Origin of the sequence: Caulobacter sp. Root487D2Y, from assembly GCF_001427165.1 — a bacterium.
Lineage (GTDB): Bacteria > Pseudomonadota > Alphaproteobacteria > Caulobacterales > Caulobacteraceae > Caulobacter.
In genome coordinates, this window is sequence record NZ_LMFD01000009.1 from 168,921 (window position 1) to 185,113 (window position 16,193).

Below are 16,193 nucleotides of genomic sequence, written 5' to 3' on the forward strand. Positions count from 1 at the left end.
GCAGGCCATGAGAGGCGAATGGACCTTCCAACCACCATTGTCGTCGCCGTCGCCGCCCTGCTGTTCGCCGTGTTCTGCGGCTGGCGCGGAGCCCGTCCGATCAATGTTTTAAAGGGTCCGCGCATGATGCCGTGGCGTCCGTTGATGGTGGCCGGCGCCGTCGTGGCCCTGCTGATGGCGGCCCATATCCTCAATCTGCTGGGGATGAAGACGGGCGACCCGCGCTACTAGGTCGCGGCCTTTTCGTCAGGCCGGAGACGCCGCCGGACGAGAGCAGACCGATGTCCGCAAGCAAAAAGGGTATGGCCCACTTGTGAGGCGCGGCAATGTAGCGCGGCTGCCAGACCGGGTCGTACTTGTCCTTGTACCGCCGCACGCCCTGGAAATTGTAGATTTCCTCGCCGCGCTCGTAGAGCAGGCGGCCCACGCGCGACATGATCGGAGCCAGCGGGCGATCGTCCAGGCCGGCCAGCGGGGCCACGCCGAACTCGAACGCCTGGTAGCCCTGCTCCTTGCCCCAGCCCAAGAGCTCGACGAACAGGTAGTCCATGACGTTCTTGGGCGCGTCGTCGGAGTAGCGCATCAGGTCCATCGAGAACGAGACCTTGCTCGCCGTGGTCCACAGGGTGGCGAACGCGACGATCCGGTCCTCGACCCGCACCAGCGCCACCGGGAACTCGGCCACGTAGCGCTCGTCGAAGCCGCCCATCGAGAAGCTCTTCTCGCCGCCGGCGTGGTGGGCCAGCCAGGCGTCGGAGATCGCCTTGAGCGCGGGCATGATCGTATGGACCTGGTCGGCCGGCAGGACCTCGAACGCCGCCCCACCCTCCCCGGCCTTTCGCCAGTTGCGGCGCAGGACCTCGCGGCGACGGCCGGCCAGGGAGAAGGCCTCCAGCGGGACGGCGGCGCTTTCGCCGGTCTTCTGGATCGCCAGCCCCAGATCGACGCTGTCGGGCAGGTCGGCGGGGCCCAGGGCGTAGAAGCCGGCGCGGGCGGCGTGGGCGTCGGCCAGTTCGCGGAACCGCCAGAACAGCTCCATGCGCTCGTCGTCGCGGCCGACCGGCGGCCCCATGGCGATCCACGAGCGGCCGCGCACGCCGAACATCAGGAAGCTCTCGCCCGAGGCCGAGAACAGGAAGCGCTTGTCGCCCAGCAGGGCCAGGTTCGACGGCGGCTCGGCGTTCTCGGCCTTGGCCAGGATGGCGCGCACGCGGTCGAATTCCGGGTCGGTGTCATCGACAACGGGCGGGGTGGCGGGGGTCGAGATCAGCCGCCAGACGCCGATGGCCATCAGCACGATGGCGGCGGCGGCCGACGAGCGGATGGCGCGGGCCACTTCCCGGTCGCCGATGGTCTTCATCACCGACTGGTCGGCGTATTCGGTGTGGGCGAAGGTCCACCAGCCGCATAGGGCCACTCCGATCAGGGCCGCCGCGGCCGACAGCAGCCAGCCGGGCGTGATCTCCATCCGCGACAGGGCCGCCTTGCGCGGGAAGGCCTCATGGAACGGCAGCATGGCCAGCATGATCGCCGACAGGATGACGGTCTCTTCCCAGTTCAGCCCCTTGAACAGCGCCAGGATCGCCCCGCCCGCCAGGGTGAACAGCGCCGCCCACCAGGCCGCGTCCAGGCGCGCGCGCAGGCCGAAGGCCAGCAGGATCAGGACCAGGCCCAGGATGGACGAGACGAAGTGGCTGACCTCGATCAGAGGTCCAGGCGCGACGGCCAGCCAGATCGCGAAGCGGGTCGGCTCGGACGGCGTCGCGCCCGAGGCCAGCAGCAGGATCCCGGCGCAGGCCGCCAGGATGGCCGACAGCGTCGGCGCGACGGCGAGGAAGGCTGGTCTCAGTTGCGGCGCGGACATCAAGACCCCTGATCGGCGAATCCCAGCGGGACACGTCATCGCCGTCTTCTATAGCGCGCCTGCCCCGCCAAGGTCGCCCATCGCATGACGAACACCTGTTTGAATAGGCTTGCCCCCGTCGTTTCATGGCGTAGTCTGCCGGCCGACGCGGGAAGCCCTGAGAACGACGGCGCCGCGAAAAGACAAAGACGGGCGAGTTAGGGAGAACGGCCATGGCGGATTTCGGCGGCGGCGATCTGGAGACTTTCCGGGCCGAGACGCGCGCTTGGCTTGAACGAAGCTACCCCTCGTCGCTGAACGCCCCGATGGGCGAGGACGACGCGCCCTGGGGCGGCAAGAAATTCAAGTGGAAGAACCCCGACGCCAAACTATGGCTGGACCGCATGGCCGAGCGCGGCTGGACCGCCCCGATGTGGCCCAAGGAATACGGCGGCGGCGGCCTGTCCAAGGCCCAGAACAAGGTGCTGGAGCAGGAGCTGCGCCGCCTCAAGGCCCGCCCCGCCCTGATGAGCTTCGGCATCTGGATGCTGGGCCCGGTGCTGCTGGAATACGCCACCGAGGAACAGAAGAAGCGCTTCCTGCCGGAAATCGTCCGCGGCGAGACCCGCTGGTGCCAGGGCTATAGCGAGCCGGGCGCGGGCTCCGACCTCGCCTCCCTGCAGACCAAGTGCGAAGACAAGGGCGACCACTGGCTGATCAACGGTCAGAAGGTGTGGACCAGCTACGCCGACCAGGCCGACTGGATCTTCTGCCTGGTGCGCACCGACACCACCAAGAAGCACGAGGGCATCTCGTTCGTGCTGTTCGACATGACCTCGCCCGGTGTCGAAGCCCGGCCGATCAAGCTGATCAGCGGCAACTCGCCGTTCTGCGAGACCTTCTTCGACAATGTGAAGGTTCCCAAGGAACAGCTGGTCGGCAAGGTCAACGGCGGCTGGGACATCGCCAAGCGCCTCCTCCAGTACGAGCGCCAGAACATCTCGGCCTCGGGCTTCGGCGGCGGCGGCGGGCTGGACGTGGTCGAGGCGGCCAAGGCGGAGATCGGGGTCGACGCCCTGGGCCGCCTGGCCGACGGCGACCTGCGGGCCCGCATCGCCCATCACCGCATGGACGCCCACGCCTTCATGCTGACCGTGCGCCGCGCCGAGGCCGAGTCCAAGACCGGCTCGGGCCCCAGCGCCGCCGTGTCGATCATCAAGTACGCCGCCGCCAAGATGAACCAGGAGCGCACCGAGCTGCTGGTCGAGGCCCTGGGCCTGCAGGGCCTGGGCTGGGAGGGCGAAGGCTTCAGCAAGGACGAGCTGGCCGCGCCGCGCGCCATGCTGCGCGCCAAGGGCAACTCGATCGAGGGGGGCACCAGCGAGGTTAACCTCAACGTCGTCGCCAAGCGTGTCCTCGGACTGCTGGACCATCAGTAGTCCGATGCTCGAGTTCTGGTACGAGTTCGGCAGCACCTACAGCTACCCCGCCGCCATGCGCATCGAGCGCCTGGCGCAGCAGGCGGGCGTGGCCGTGGCCTGGCGGCCGTTCCTGCTGGGACCGTTGATGCACGAGCAGCAGGGGTTGAACGACAGCCCGTTCAACGCCTTCCCGATCAAAGGTGACTACATGTGGCGCGACCTGCAACGGGTCTGCGACATGGAAGGCCTGCCGCTGGTCCATCCCAGCCAGTTCCCGCGCAACGGGCTTCTCGCGGCCCGCGTGGCGATCGTCGGCCTGGAGGACGGCTGGACCCCGGCCTTCAGCCGCGCGGTCTACACGGCCAATTTCGTCGACGACCAGGACATCTCGAAAGCCGAGGTGCTGGCCCCGCTGATCGCCTCGGTCGGCGCCGGGCCTGACGCGGTGCTGGCCGCCGCCGCGACCGATCCCATCAAGACCCGCCTGAAGGACCATGTCCGCCAGGCCCAGGAGCGCGGCCTGTTCGGCGCGCCCTCCTTCGTCACCGCCGACGGCGAGCTCTTCTGGGGCAACGACCGTCTCGAACAGGCCCTCGACTGGGCCGTCCGCCATCAAAACCACGAGCTGGAGCAAGCCTGACATGGCCGTCCTGACCGAAGAACAGACCATGCTGCGCGACGCGGCCAAAGGCTGGACGCAGGACAGCGCCCCGGTCGGCGCGCTGCGCAAGCTGCGCGACGGCGGCTCCAGGCAGAGCTTCGATCCGGCAACCTGGAGCGAGATGGGCGCCATGGGCTGGGCCGGGGTGATCGTGCCCGAGGACTTCGACGGCTCGGCCTTCGGCTACCTGGGCCTGGGGCTGATCCTGGAGGAGACCGGCCGCAACCTGGTGGCTTCCCCCCTGCTCTCCACCGCCCTGGTCGCCGCCTCCGCCCTGGTCCTGGGCGGTTCGGACGCCCAGAAGGCCGCCTGGCTGCCGAGGATCGCCACCGGCGAGGCGGTCGGGGCCCTGGCGGTCGACGAGGGCTCGCATCACGCGCCGCTGAACACGGCGCTGTCGGCGACGGCGTCCGGCGGCGGCTTCGTCCTGAACGGGACCAAGACCTTCGTGCTCGACGGCGAGGCCGCCGACCTGCTGGTCGTCGCCGCCCGCACCTCGGGCGCGGCGGGCGACAGCGACGGGATCACCCTGTTCCTCGTGGCCGGCGACGCCAAGGGCGTGACCCGGACCCACCTGTCCCTGGTCGACAGCCGCGGCGCGGCCAAGATCACCTTCGACAACGTCCAGCTCGGCGCCGACGCGGTGCTCGGCGAGGTCGGCAAGGGTTGGGCGATCCTGGAGCCGGTGCTGGACCGCGCGTATGCCGGTCTCGCCGCCGAGATGCTGGGCACGGCCACCGCAGCCTTCGAGATCACCTTGGACTACATCAAGACCCGCACCCAGTTCGGCCAGGTCATCGGCACGTTCCAGGCCCTGCAGCACCGCGCGGCCAAGCTGTTCACCGACCTGGAGACCACCCGCTCGTGCGTCGAGGCCGCCCTCGAAGCGGCGGACGCGGGCGGCGACACCCGGCTGCTAGCCTCCCTGGCCAAGGCCAAGGCGTCCGAGGTGCTGCACCTGGCCTCCAACGAGATGGTCCAGATGCATGGCGGCATCGGCATGACCGACGCCCACGACGCCGGCCTCTACATGAAGCGCGCCCGCGTGGCCGAGGCCCTGTTCGGCTCGGCCTCGTTCCATCGTGACCGCTACGCCGGGCTGTCGGGTTTCTGATCCCGCCAGCTGCTTCTCGCTGTCCCGGAAAAGCGCGCGGCGCGCCGATCCGGGATGACGGCGGCGGGGCGACCTTCACCCTAGGAACCGCCCTCGCCCAGGCCGACTCCCCTTCCCTCGCGCGAGGAGGAAGAGCCGTCGCGAGCGCCGATCGCGCCGAAGGACCAGGTCAGGCTGGGCCAGGCGCCGACCCGCTCAGCGCCACGGAAGAAACCGCCGCTTCCGACATTGCCTGACGAAAGTTCAAGCAGGATGCACCTCGCAGACATAGTCGCGACCGCATCAACTATTCCTGTAATGTCGGGTTTCCGACGCAGTTAATAGCGCTCTTTGAGCCCCGACAAGTGTCCTGCACTTGTGTCGACTACTCGACAGCACCCCGTCGTATTCCAACCTATAGCTTCAAATCCTACCGCATATCGGTGATCGATTCGAACGACGGGACCGCCGCACCCTTGAAAAATCGCCTGCTCGTCGCCCTGCCGTCCGAGGATTTCGGGCTGATCTCGCCGCATCTCACCCATCATGAGCTGGAGAAGGGTCGTCACCTGTATGACCCGGGCGATCAGATCGACCTCGTCTACTTCCCGCACGACTGCGTCATCTCGCTGATGACGTTGATGGAGAACGGCGCGGCGATCGAGTCGGCGCCGGTCGGCCGCGAAGGCGCCCTGGGCCTGATGTCCGCGGTGGCGCCGCGCCAGTCGCTGGTGCGGGCCATCGTCCAGGCGCCCGGCTTCGCCTCGCGGATCAGCGCCTCGGCCCTGCACGACGCCTGGACCCGCAGCCCCGCCCTGCGCGACTTGGTCGACCGCCACAACGAGGCTCTGTTCGGCCACGCGATCCAGTCGGTGGCCTGCAACGCCCTGCACGGGGTCGAGGCCCGCTTCTGCCGCTGGCTGCTGTCGTGCCGCGACCGCATCGACGGCGACACCATCAACCTGACCCAGGAATTCCTGGCCGACATGCTGGGCGTCCAGCGCACCACGGTCACGGCCGTGGCCGGATCGCTGCAGGCCAAGGGCCTGATCCGCTATCGACGCGGCGTCGTCGACATCCTCGACCGCGCCGGCCTCGAGGCCATCACCTGCGAGTGCTACGCCGCCGTGCGGCGCGGCTACGAGCGCCTGCTGCCGCTTCCGTTCGGCTGAAGCCTTCCTATCTCCAACGGCGTGTTGGAGAGGAGGCCCGCATGATCGTCCGAAATTGGCATGGCCGAGCGCCGGCGGCCCTGAGCGACCGCTACCTGACCCTGATGCGCGAAGTGGCCCTGCCCGACTACAAGTCGACGCCCGGCAATCTCGGCGCCTGGTGCCTGACCCGGCGCGAGGGCGAGATCACGCACTTCGAGATGCTGACCTTCTGGACCGATCTGGACGCCATCAAGCGTTTCGCCGGCGAGGATTTCGAGCGCGCCAAGTACTACGACTTCGACGCCGAGTTCCTGATCGAGAAGGAACCGTTCGTGCGCCACTACGAGGCGGTGAGCGAATAAACAGTCCGCTCTTCCCGGCGAATGCCGGGATCCAGATCCCATAGCGGAGAGGTTGATTGGAAGAGCTCGGTGCTCCTGGCGTCAGCCCCACGGTCCTTCCATCTGGGTCCCGGCCTTCGCCGGGATGAGCGGCCTTGCTGTTACCGCTTGCGGGCCGGGAACGGCGCGTGGGCCAGGCGCAGGAGATTGGCGGCGCCGGGGGCGCCGAACGGCGTGCCGGCGACGATCAGCAGGCGCTCGCCGGGCCCGACCAGGTCCAGCTCGACGGCTTTGGCGACGGCGTCGGAGGTGACCACCTCCAGGCTGTCGGGCTGACCGCTGACACGGGCCTCCACGCCCCAGACCAGGCACATGCGGCGCACGGCCTCGATGCGCGGCGACAGGGCCAGCACCGGCTGCAGCGGCCGCTCGCGCGCCAGGCGGCGGGCGGTGGCGCCCGTGGTGGTGAAGGCCACCAGGCACCGGGTCGAGCCGGCCTTGGCGGCCTGGGCGGCGGCGACCACCAGAACGTCGGCGTCCTCGTCGTCGTGCGGCTGCTCGGCCTGCATCAGCTCGGGCCAGCGCGGATCGCGCTCCACCCGCTCGATGATGCGGTTCATCATCGCCACGGACTCTTCGGGATAGTCGCCGGCCGCGCTTTCGGCCGACAGCATGACCGCGTCCGCGCCCTCGTAGACGGCGTTGGCGACGTCCGAGGCCTCGGCCCGGGTCGGGGTCGGCGAGGTGGTCATCGACTCCAGCATCTGGGTGGCGACGATCACCGGGATGCCGCGTTCGCGGGCGGCGCGCAGGATGACCTTCTGGGCCACCGGCACCTCTTCCGGGGCCATCTCGACGCCCAGGTCGCCGCGAGCCACCATCACGCCGTCGCAGAGGTCGAGGATCGGACCCAGCACTTTCAGCGCCTGGGGCTTCTCGATCTTGGCCAGCACGGCGGCGCGGCCTTCGACGATGCGACGCAGCTCGGCCATGTCTTCCGGCGCCTGCACGAACGACAGCGCGATCCAGTCGACGCCCAGGCGCAGGGCGAAGGCCAGGTCCTCGCGGTCCTTCGGCGTCAAGGGCGACATCGGGATCACCACGTCCGGCACGGCCACGCCCTTGCGTTCCGACAGCTTGCCGCCGTTGACGACCGTGGTGTTGGCGTAGCCGGGGCCGGCGTCGGTCACCGTCATCCGCAGCTTGCCGTCGTCCAGCAGCAGCGTCGCGCCGGGCCGCATGGCCACCAGGATTTCGGGGTGCGGCAGGTGCACCCGGGTCTCGTCGCCCGGCGTGGGATCACTGTCGAACCGGAAGGCCTGGCCGGCCTTCAGCGACACCGGGCCGTCGGCGAACTTGCCCACGCGCAGCTTGGGACCCTGGAGGTCGGCCAGGATGCCCAGCGGCCGGTCGACCACCTTTTCCGCCGCGCGAATGGCCTCGTAGGCGGCCGCGTGGTTGTGGTGGCTGCCGTGGCTGAAGTTCAGGCGGAAGACGTCCGCCCCGGCCTTGGCCAGGGTGACGATCATCTCCGGCGAGCTGCTGGCCGGGCCGATGGTGGCGACAATGCGGGAGCGGCGCGCGCGGATCATGAACCTGCTCCGGAGAGGTTAGAAAATGCTGCAATGCGGCGAGAAATACCGCAGAGCCGAAAGGATTTGCTTTGGGCGAACATCATTCTCGAATTTCGCGCCTGACAACGTTGTCTAGCGGTCCGAGCCCGGATTCGCCATTGCTGACTTAGCGTCAACTCCGAAGGCTTTCCACCTCCATAAGAAAATATGGGGGACGGCGGCCTTGAAGAGCTCAACGCGCGAGGCGCGACCCGGGTCGCGTCGGAGAGTCCGAGCTAGCCGACCGGGCCGGTGGACTCTCGGACCACCAGCTCGAAATCCAGCAGACGCGAAGGCGGCGGCGAATCGCCCTCGGCGCGGGTCGCGCCGGTCAGCAGCAGGTCGGCGGCCGCGGCGGCCATGGCCTGGATCGGCTGGCGCACGGTGGTCAGCTGCGGCCAGACGACCTTGGCGCCGGGCGTGTCGTCGAAACCCGCCACCGACAGGGTCTGGGGCACCTCGAGGCGCAGGCGGTTGGCCACCGCCATCACGCCCAGGGCCATGTCGTCGTTGGAGGCGAAGATCGCCGTGGGACGGTCGGGGCGGTCCAGCAGCCGTTCGGCCGCCTCGAAGCCCGAGCGGAACGAGAACCAGCCCTGCTCGACATGCTCCGCGCGCACGGCGTGGCCGTGCTCCGTCATCGCCGCCACATAGCCCTCGTAGCGCAGGTGCGAGGCGCCGTGCTCGGGGTGGCCCTTGATGAAGCCGATGTCGGTGTGGCCCAGGCCGATCAGGTGAGCGGTCATCTCGTAGGCGGCGCGCACGTCGTCCATGCGCACATGGGCCGAGCGGTCCAGGTCCTGGTCGGGCGACAGCCGCACATAGGGCACGCCCTCGGCTTCCAGCACGTCCAGCACCGCGACATTGTCGCAGACCGGCGGGGTCAGGATCACCCCGTCCATGCGCAGGGTGTGCAGCATCGGCTCCACCTGGGCCGCCACGTCGCCGGTCGAGTCCAGCGGCTCGACGATCAAGTGGTAGCCTTCCTCGCGGCAGCGGGCGATCGCGCCCAGTTGCACGTCGGTGACGTAGGCGGGGCTGGGGTTGTCGAAGAACACGCCGATCAGATAGGCCTTCGAACCGGCCAGGCTGCGGGCCGAGATGTTGGGCCGATAGTTCAGGGCCGCGACGGCTTCCTGCACCCGGGTGCGGGTGTCGTTCTTCACGTTCGGCTCGCGATTCAGCACCCGCGAAACGGTCTTGATCGATACGCCCGACAGGCGGGCGACCTCGTGGATCGTAACCTTGGAACTCAAGACGGCCTCGCGAAGCGTCGGAAAATCGACAAGCGACGCAATAAAGGCATGACAGCCTTGTCAAGGCGAGCCCACTTCGCGCGGAAAACTCGCCTTGAACGACCGGAAACGACCCCTGTCGGCCTGAAAGCCCTACGAAATGGCCGCTTTTCCGTCCGGCGTCATGGCCACGGCCGCGCCGATCAGGGCGGTGTGGGGGTTCATCACCACGTGGGTGGGGATCGCCTTGGTGTAGTCGCTGAGCCGGCCCTTCGACTCGAATCGGCTGCGGAACTCGCTCTTTTCCAGCAGGTCGACGATGCGGGGCCCGATGCCGCCAGCGATGAACACCCCGCCCCGGGCGCCCAGGGCCAAGGCCAGGTCGCCGGCCGCCGAGCCGAGGATGGCGCAGAACCGGTCGATCGTGACCTTGCAGCAGGCGTCGCCGGCCACGCCGTGCTCGGTGATCTCCTTGGCGGTCAGCTCGTCGGCCTTGCGGCCCTCGACCTCGGCCAGGGCCATGTGCAGGTCCTCCATGCCGGGGCCCGACAGGATCCGCTCGATCGAGCAGCGGCCGAACCGGTTCATCAGAATACGGAGGACCTCGATCTCGACCTCGTCGAACGGCGCGAAGGCGATATGGCCGCCCTCGGTGGTCAGGGGCGTCTCGACCCCGTGCCGGCGCACCATGCCCGCCGCGCCGAAGCCGGTGCCCGGACCGAGGATCGCCACGTCGCCCTCGCCCGAGGTCTGCAGCGGACCGATCTGGCGCAGGTCCTTGGGGGCCAGGCGCGGAGCGGCCAGGGCCTGGGCGGTGAAGTCGTTGATCAGCCTGGCCGTGCGGAAGCCGCCCGCCCGGCGCAGGCTGTCCTCCGACAGCTTCCAGTCGCTGTTGGTGAAATGCACCGTGCCGTGCTCGATCGGGCCGGCGACGGCCACCACCGCCTGGTCGGGATGCTTGAGCCCCATCTTGGCCAGATAGTGTTCGATGGCGTCCTCGGCCGTGCCGTAGTCCTCGCCCTTGTACGAGGTCGGTTCGATCAGCCGGGGATCGGCCCCATCGAAATCGACCAGGGCGAACCGCGCGTTGGTTCCGCCGATATCGCCGACCAGGCCAAGCCCGATGGAGTTCAAGCCGCTCATCTTCGTCTTCATCCTAAGCAAACAGCACGGAGCCGCCGTGGTCGGCCGCGCCGACCCCCGCCCGCATCCAGCCGAACAGTTCCCGCCCATAGCCCGGCTTGGACGCCGGAGTCTTCGCCGGCGTGCGAGCGCGCAGAACCGCCTCGTCCACCAGGATCTTCAATTCGCCCGTATGGGCATTGAGGGAGATCACATCGCCGTCCTGAACATAGGCCAGGGCGCCGTCCTTGGCGGCTTCCGGGGTGAGATGGATCGCCGCCGGGGTCTTGCCCGAGGCGCCGGACATCCGCCCGTCGGTGACCAGGGCCACCTTGAAGCCGCGGTCCAGCAGCACCGAGATCGACGGCGACAGATTGTGCAGCTCGGGCATGCCGTTGGCCGACGGGCCCTGGAAGCGCACCACCACCACCACGTCGCGGTCCAGTTCGCCGCGCTTGAAGGCGGCGATGAAGTCTTCCTGTTCCTGGAACACGGCCGCCGGGGCGGTGATCACCTGGTGCTCGGGCTTCACGGCCGAGACCTTGATCACGCCGCGCCCCAGGTTGCCGGTCAGCAGGCGCAGGCCGCCTTCGGGGCTGAACGGGTCGGAGGCGGGGCGCAGGATGTTCAGATCCAGCGACTGGTCCGCGCCCTCGCGCCAGGTCAGCTCGCCGTCGACCAGGATCGGCTCCTGGGTGTAGCGCGACAGACCGGGACCGGCGACGGTCAGTACGTCCTCGTGGGCCAGACCGGCCTTGAGCAGCTCCTTGACCACGAAGTGGATGCCGCCGGCGGCATGGAACTGGTTCACGTCGGCCGAGCCGTTCGGATAGACCTTGGCCAGCAGGGGCGTGGCCTTGGAGATGTCGTCCAGGTCTTCCAGGGTCAGGATGATGCCGGCCGCGTGGGCCATGGCCACCAGGTGCAGGGCCAGATTGGTCGAGCCGCCGGTGGCCATCAGGCCGACCACGCCGTTGACCACGGCCTTCTCGTCGATCACCCGGCCGACCGGGATCCAGTCGTTGCCCTTGTGGGTGATGGCGGCCACGCGCTTGGCGGCTTCCTTCACGAGGGCGGTGCGCAGCGGCGTGTGCGGATGGACGAAGGCCGAGCCCGGCAGGTGCAGGCCCATCAGCTCCATCAGCATCTGATTGGTGTTGGCCGTGCCGTAGAAGGTGCAGGTGCCGGGGCCGTGGTAGCTGGCGCTCTCGGCGGCCAGCAGTTCCTCGCGGCCGACCTTGCCCTCGGCGTAGAGGGCGCGGATCCGGGCCTTTTCCGAATTGGGCAGGCCCGAGGTCATCGGCCCGGCCGGCACGAACATCGCCGGCAGATGGCTGAAGGTCAGGGCGCCGATCAGCAGGCCCGGCACGATCTTGTCGCAGACGCCCAGATACAGCGCCGCGTCGAAGGCGTCGTGGGTCAGGGCGATGCCCGTGGCCATGGCGATCACGTCGCGCGAGAACAGCGACAGCTCCATGCCCGGACGGCCCTGGGTGACGCCGTCGCACATGGCCGGCACGCCGCCGGCGAACTGGGCGGTGGCCCCGACCTCGCGCGCGGCGTCCTTGATCAGCGCCGGATACTCTTCGAGCGGCTGGTGGGCCGACAGCATGTCGTTATAGGCCGAGACGATGCCCAGGTTGGGAGCGTTGACGTCCAGGGCGCGGACCTTGTCCACCGCCGGCGAGGCGGCGAAGGCGTGGGCCCAATTGGCGCAGCTGAGCTTGGCGCGGCCCGGCTGGGCGGCCGCGGCCGCGTCGAGATTGGCCAGATAGGTCGCGCGGCTTTCGCGGCTGCGTTCGATGATCCGAGCCGTGACTTGGGCGATAACAGGGTTCAAGGCCATAGGACTACTCCGCCCAGAGGATACGGACCGGGGCGCGGTCCTGGTTCAGGATGGCGGCGATCGGCAGGCTGGGATCAACCGGCCCTGCCAGCAGGGCCTTCTTCGCCTCGCCGGTGACCAGCAGGACGATCAGCGACGACTGGATCAACGCCTGGAAGGTCAGGCTGATCCGGGGCAGGTCCGGGGCGGGCTCGCCGGCCGGGGCCGCCACCACCGTCCGGTCGGTCTTGGGATCCAGCCCGACGGCCAGCGCCGGATTGCCCGGGAACAGCGACGCGAAGTGGCCGTCGGCGCCGACGCCCAGCAGCACCACGCCGAACGGCAGGGCCCGGGCCACGCCCGCCTGGGCCAGATCGGCCGATTCCTGCTGGCTGACGCCCTCGAAATACAGCGGGGCGAAGCTGGCCTTGGCCGCCTGGCCGACCAGCAGGTGGCGGCGCACGAGTCCCTCGTTGCTGCCATCGTGCGACGGCGGCACGAAGCGGTCGTCGCTCAGGGTGACCACGACCTTGTCCCAGGGAACGGTCATGGCGGCGAGGCGGTCGTAGACCGGCGCCGGAGTGGTGCCGCCCGTGGCGGCGAAACCCGCCTGGCCGCGCTTGGCCACGCCATCGGTCAGGGCCGCGGCCACGACCGAGGCGGCGGCGTCGTACAGCGCTTCCCGGGTGGCGAAGGCCTCGATCTTGGGGAGGGACGCCATGCTATTCGTTCCAAGCCCGGCCCTGCGGCGCGATCAGCGCCGTGGCGCCGTGCGGACCCCAGGTGCCGGCGGCGTAGGGCGCGGGCTCGATCTTGGCCTCGGCCCAGGCGGCCGAGACGCCGTCCACGAACTGCCAGGCCTGCTCGACCTCGTCGCGCCGCACGAACAGGGTGCGATCGCCGCGGAACACGTCCAGCAGCAGCTTCTCGTAGGCGATCCGCCGACGGCTGCCCGGCGCGGCCATGTTCAGCGACAGCGGCAGGGCCTGCAGGCGCATGCCCTCTTCCGAGAGCGCCGGCCGCCGAGTCATCACGGTCAGGGAGATGTCTTCCTGGGGCTGCAGATAGATCACCAGCCGGTTGGCCTTGAGCTCATGCTTGGTGGCCGCGCCGAAGATGTTGTGCGGGGTCGCCTTGAACTGCACGACGATCTGGGTGCGACGGTCCGGCAGGTTCTTGCCGGTGCGCAGGAAGAATGGCACGCCGGCCCAGCGCCAGTTGTCGATGTCGACCTTCAGGGCCACGAAGGTCTCGGTCCTGGAGGGCTTGCCCACCTCTTCCAGATAGCCCTCGCGGGCCGTGCCCTCGACCACCCCGGCCACGTACTGCCCCCGCACGGTGTCGTGGGCGACATTGGCCTTGGTGAAGGGCCGCAAGGATCGCAGCACCTTGACCTTCTCGTCGCGCATCGCGTCGGGATCGAAGCCCGACGGCGGCTCCATGGCCACAAGGCACAGCAACTGCAGCAGATGGTTCTGCAGCATGTCGCGCAGCGCGCCGTACTCGTCGTAATAGGGCCAGCGCTCGCCGACCTTCTCGGTCTCGGCGATGGTGATCTGCACGTGGTCGATGTGCTTGTTGTCCCACAGGGGCTCGAACAGCACGTTGGCGAAGCGCAGGGCGGTCAGGTTCTGGACCGTCTCCTTGCCCAGATAGTGGTCGATGCGGAAGATCTGGCTCTCGCTGACCACGGCGCCGACGGCGGCGTTGGTGGCCCGCGAGCTTTCCAGGTCGCGGCCGATCGGCTTTTCCAGCACCAGGCGGGTGCGCGGACCGGTCAGGCCGGCCGACTGCAGGGCGTTGCAGACCGGCCCGTAGAGGCTGGGCGACAGGGCGAAATAGACGACGAGATCGCCGTGATCGCCGATCTTCTCGGCCAGCTTGGCCGCGCCCTTTTCCGTGGTGATGTCGACGGACAGGTAATCGATCCGGGCCGCCAGGCGATTCCAGGCCGAGTCGTCGATGTTGACGCGCTTGCACAGGTGTTCGAGGACCAGCGCCTCGTAGCGCTTCTCGTCATAGTCATGACGCGCCAGGCTGATGATCCGCAGGTCGTGCGGCAGCAGACGATCGACCTCGAGAAAGTACAGCGAAGGCAGCAGCATGCGCAGGGCCAGGTCGCCCGCGCCACCCAGCAGGACCAGCACTTCCCGGCCGGTCTGATCGGCTTTCGTCTCTTTGGTCAATGTTTCCACCCTATGACAACGTTGTCATGACACGCCCGTCGGAGCAATGCAAGCGGCCCTCAAAACGTCGGGCGCCGACGCCTCGTGTCGACGTCCCGACAGGACCGCGCGCGCGGCGTCTAACTAAGGGGTTTGGGGCGCCGCCGCCAGAAGACCAATCGCTTTTCGCGCGCGAAGGTTCACCGCTGGACGGACGAAACGCGGCCGCCCCGGCAAGAGGCGGCCGCGTAGGCAGGGTGGAAAGGCAGAATCGTTCCTAGAGGCCGCCCCTACAGACCGTACGACGCCAGCAGCTTCAGACTCAGGCGGGTGGCTTCCGGCGGCGCCTCGCTGCGATCGTTCACGTCCTTGGCGAAGGCCTGGAACGTGGGCAGGTCGGTCAGGACGCCGGCGTCGTCCTCGCGCAGGTTGACGAACAGATGGACGAAGTCGACGCCGTCGCGGAACAGCGCGTAGGCGATGTTGTCGGGCCGGACCTTCTTCAGCTCGTCGAACACCTCCAGCGACAGCGCCTGGTTCTCGTCGGCGCGATCCGGCTTGGCGGCGTAGCGCACCAATGTAACCCTCTGCATGGTCTTAAATCCTTGGATTGGGACGGCGCGGAATGCGGCCGTCATGACCAAGGACGCGACGGGCGGCCCGAAGGATTCGGTCGAAGAAATATTTCCGGGCCGCGAATCCTTTGGCGTCCGCCCGACGTCTTGGAGATGGGGCCGCCGTCGGCGCGGCGCGTGAGAGGACGGCACATGGCGGACGGCAACCTGGCCCCGGAGGCGTTCAGCCAGCTGATGGCGGACCTGCGCCCCAGCCTGCACCGCTATTGCGCGCGCATGGTCGGCTCGGCCTTCGACGGCGAGGACGTGGTGCAGGAGGCGCTGGCCAAGGCGGCGGCCGCCTTCCCCGCCGCCGAGCCGATCGAGCATCCGGACCGCTGGTTGTTCCGCATCGCCCACAACGCCGCCCTGGACGCCCTGCGCGGCCGCAAGCGCCAGGTCGTCCTCGACGAGACGTTCACCGAAATCGTCGACCCCGCCGCGGCCGCCGACGCCCGGGTGGCGGCCACCGCGAGCCTGGCCGTGCTGCTGCGCCTGCCGGTGGCCCAGCGCTCGTGCGTGGCGCTGATCGACGTATTGGGCCATTCGCTGGACGAAACCGCCCAGCTCCTGGACCTCACCCCGCCAGCCGCCAAGGCCGCCCTGCATCGCGGCCGCGCGCGCCTGAAGGACCTGGCCCAAGAGCCGGACGCCGCCCCTCCCCGGCTGGACGCCGCCGAGCGCGAGCGGCTGCGGGCCTATGCCGACCGCTTCAACGCCCGCGACTTCGACGCCCTGCGCGCCCTGCTCAGCGAGGACGTGCGGCTGGACTTGGCCAATCGCCGGCGGATCGAGGGCCGCAGGGATGTGTCGGTCTACTTTACCCACTACGCCTCGACATCGGGCTGGCGGTTCGAGGCCGGCGTCGCCGAGGGCCGCGCGGCGCTGCTGGTCAGCGATCCGGCCGATCCGACGGCCGCCGTGCGCTACGTGGTCCTGCTGGATTGGAAGGACGGCGAGATCGCGGCGATCCACGACTACTTCTACGCGCCCTACCTGATGGAGAGCCTGACGATCGCGCGCGACTAGAGCGTGACAGCTGAACGTGGATGCCGGTTTCGGCGTCTGTCACGCTCCAAAGGTTCGAGGTAGGGCCCGCTTAGGCA

The 16,193-nt window shown here is 68.9% G+C and carries 15 protein-coding genes; 7 read left to right on the forward strand and 8 right to left on the reverse strand.

The annotated features are described in order from the left end of the window. The first annotated feature begins 18 nt into the window (after positions 1-18). A complete protein-coding gene (locus ASD38_RS08325) occupies positions 19-231 on the forward strand; it encodes a hypothetical protein (RefSeq protein WP_056441642.1) in 213 nt (70 codons plus the stop codon). On the opposite strand, the gene ASD38_RS08330 is transcribed toward ASD38_RS08325, so the two are convergent. Continuing rightward, entirely contained in the window at positions 191-1,864 is a 1,674-nt protein-coding gene (locus ASD38_RS08330) for a GNAT family N-acetyltransferase (protein ID WP_056459232.1), read from the reverse strand. The two genes, ASD38_RS08325 and ASD38_RS08330, sit on opposite strands and share 41 nt — an antisense overlap. Before the next feature lie 212 nt (positions 1,865-2,076). On the opposite strand from ASD38_RS08330, the gene ASD38_RS08335 reads away from it, so the two are divergent. The 5 genes from ASD38_RS08335 (at position 2,077) to ASD38_RS08355 (ending at position 6,534) form a co-directional block, all read left to right on the forward strand. After that, positions 2,077-3,282, forward strand: a complete 1,206-nt coding sequence (locus ASD38_RS08335) for an acyl-CoA dehydrogenase family protein (protein WP_056459234.1) — start codon at positions 2,077-2,079, stop codon at positions 3,280-3,282. Between the two features lie 4 nt (positions 3,283-3,286). Next, entirely contained in the window at positions 3,287-3,904 is a 618-nt protein-coding gene (locus ASD38_RS08340) for a 2-hydroxychromene-2-carboxylate isomerase (protein ID WP_056441652.1), read from the forward strand. Position 3,905: 1 nt separating this feature from the next. Next, the gene (locus ASD38_RS08345) at positions 3,906-5,039 is read left to right on the forward strand and encodes an acyl-CoA dehydrogenase family protein (protein ID WP_056441655.1); all 1,134 of its coding nucleotides are present in this window, start codon (positions 3,906-3,908) and stop codon (positions 5,037-5,039) included. Positions 5,040-5,494: 455 nt separating this feature from the next. Then, positions 5,495-6,190, forward strand: coding sequence for a Crp/Fnr family transcriptional regulator (locus ASD38_RS08350; protein WP_056441659.1), 696 nt, complete (start codon positions 5,495-5,497; stop codon positions 6,188-6,190). A gap of 41 nt (positions 6,191-6,231) precedes the next feature. Beyond that, on the forward strand, positions 6,232-6,534 hold the full coding sequence (locus ASD38_RS08355) for a hypothetical protein (RefSeq protein ID WP_056441663.1): 303 nt from the start codon (positions 6,232-6,234) through the stop codon (positions 6,532-6,534). A 140-nt stretch (positions 6,535-6,674) separates the two neighbouring features. Here ASD38_RS08355 and pyk read toward each other — a convergent pair whose 3' ends face one another. The 7 genes from pyk to ASD38_RS08390 form a co-directional block, all read right to left on the reverse strand. Beyond that, positions 6,675-8,105: a pyruvate kinase gene (gene pyk, locus ASD38_RS08360; protein ID WP_056441666.1), complete on the reverse strand. Its 1,431-nt coding sequence runs from the start codon at positions 8,103-8,105 to the stop codon at positions 6,675-6,677. 257 nt (positions 8,106-8,362) lie between these two features. Beyond that, a complete protein-coding gene (locus tag ASD38_RS08365; RefSeq protein ID WP_056459238.1) occupies positions 8,363-9,382 on the reverse strand; it encodes a LacI family DNA-binding transcriptional regulator in 1,020 nt (339 codons plus the stop codon). A gap of 132 nt (positions 9,383-9,514) precedes the next feature. Continuing rightward, positions 9,515-10,504 (reverse strand): glucokinase, encoded by a 990-nt coding sequence (gene glk, locus ASD38_RS08370; RefSeq protein WP_056442415.1) that lies wholly within the window; start codon positions 10,502-10,504, stop codon positions 9,515-9,517. Positions 10,505-10,517: 13 nt separating this feature from the next. After that, on the reverse strand, positions 10,518-12,329 hold the full coding sequence (gene edd, locus ASD38_RS08375) for a phosphogluconate dehydratase (RefSeq protein ID WP_056459241.1): 1,812 nt from the start codon (positions 12,327-12,329) through the stop codon (positions 10,518-10,520). Between the two features lie 4 nt (positions 12,330-12,333). Continuing rightward, entirely contained in the window at positions 12,334-13,029 is a 696-nt protein-coding gene (gene pgl / locus ASD38_RS08380; protein WP_056441674.1) for a 6-phosphogluconolactonase, read from the reverse strand. 1 nt (position 13,030) lies between these two features. Next, entirely contained in the window at positions 13,031-14,494 is a 1,464-nt protein-coding gene (zwf, locus tag ASD38_RS08385) for a glucose-6-phosphate dehydrogenase (protein WP_056441677.1), read from the reverse strand. Positions 14,495-14,763: 269 nt separating this feature from the next. Then, positions 14,764-15,066 (reverse strand): hypothetical protein, encoded by a 303-nt coding sequence (locus ASD38_RS08390; protein ID WP_056459244.1) that lies wholly within the window; start codon positions 15,064-15,066, stop codon positions 14,764-14,766. Between the two features lie 174 nt (positions 15,067-15,240). Here ASD38_RS08390 and ASD38_RS08395 point away from each other — a divergent pair, with 174 nt between their 5' ends. Continuing rightward, positions 15,241-16,116: a sigma-70 family RNA polymerase sigma factor gene (locus tag ASD38_RS08395; RefSeq protein ID WP_056441683.1), complete on the forward strand. Its 876-nt coding sequence runs from the start codon at positions 15,241-15,243 to the stop codon at positions 16,114-16,116. Positions 16,117-16,193 lie beyond the last annotated feature (77 nt).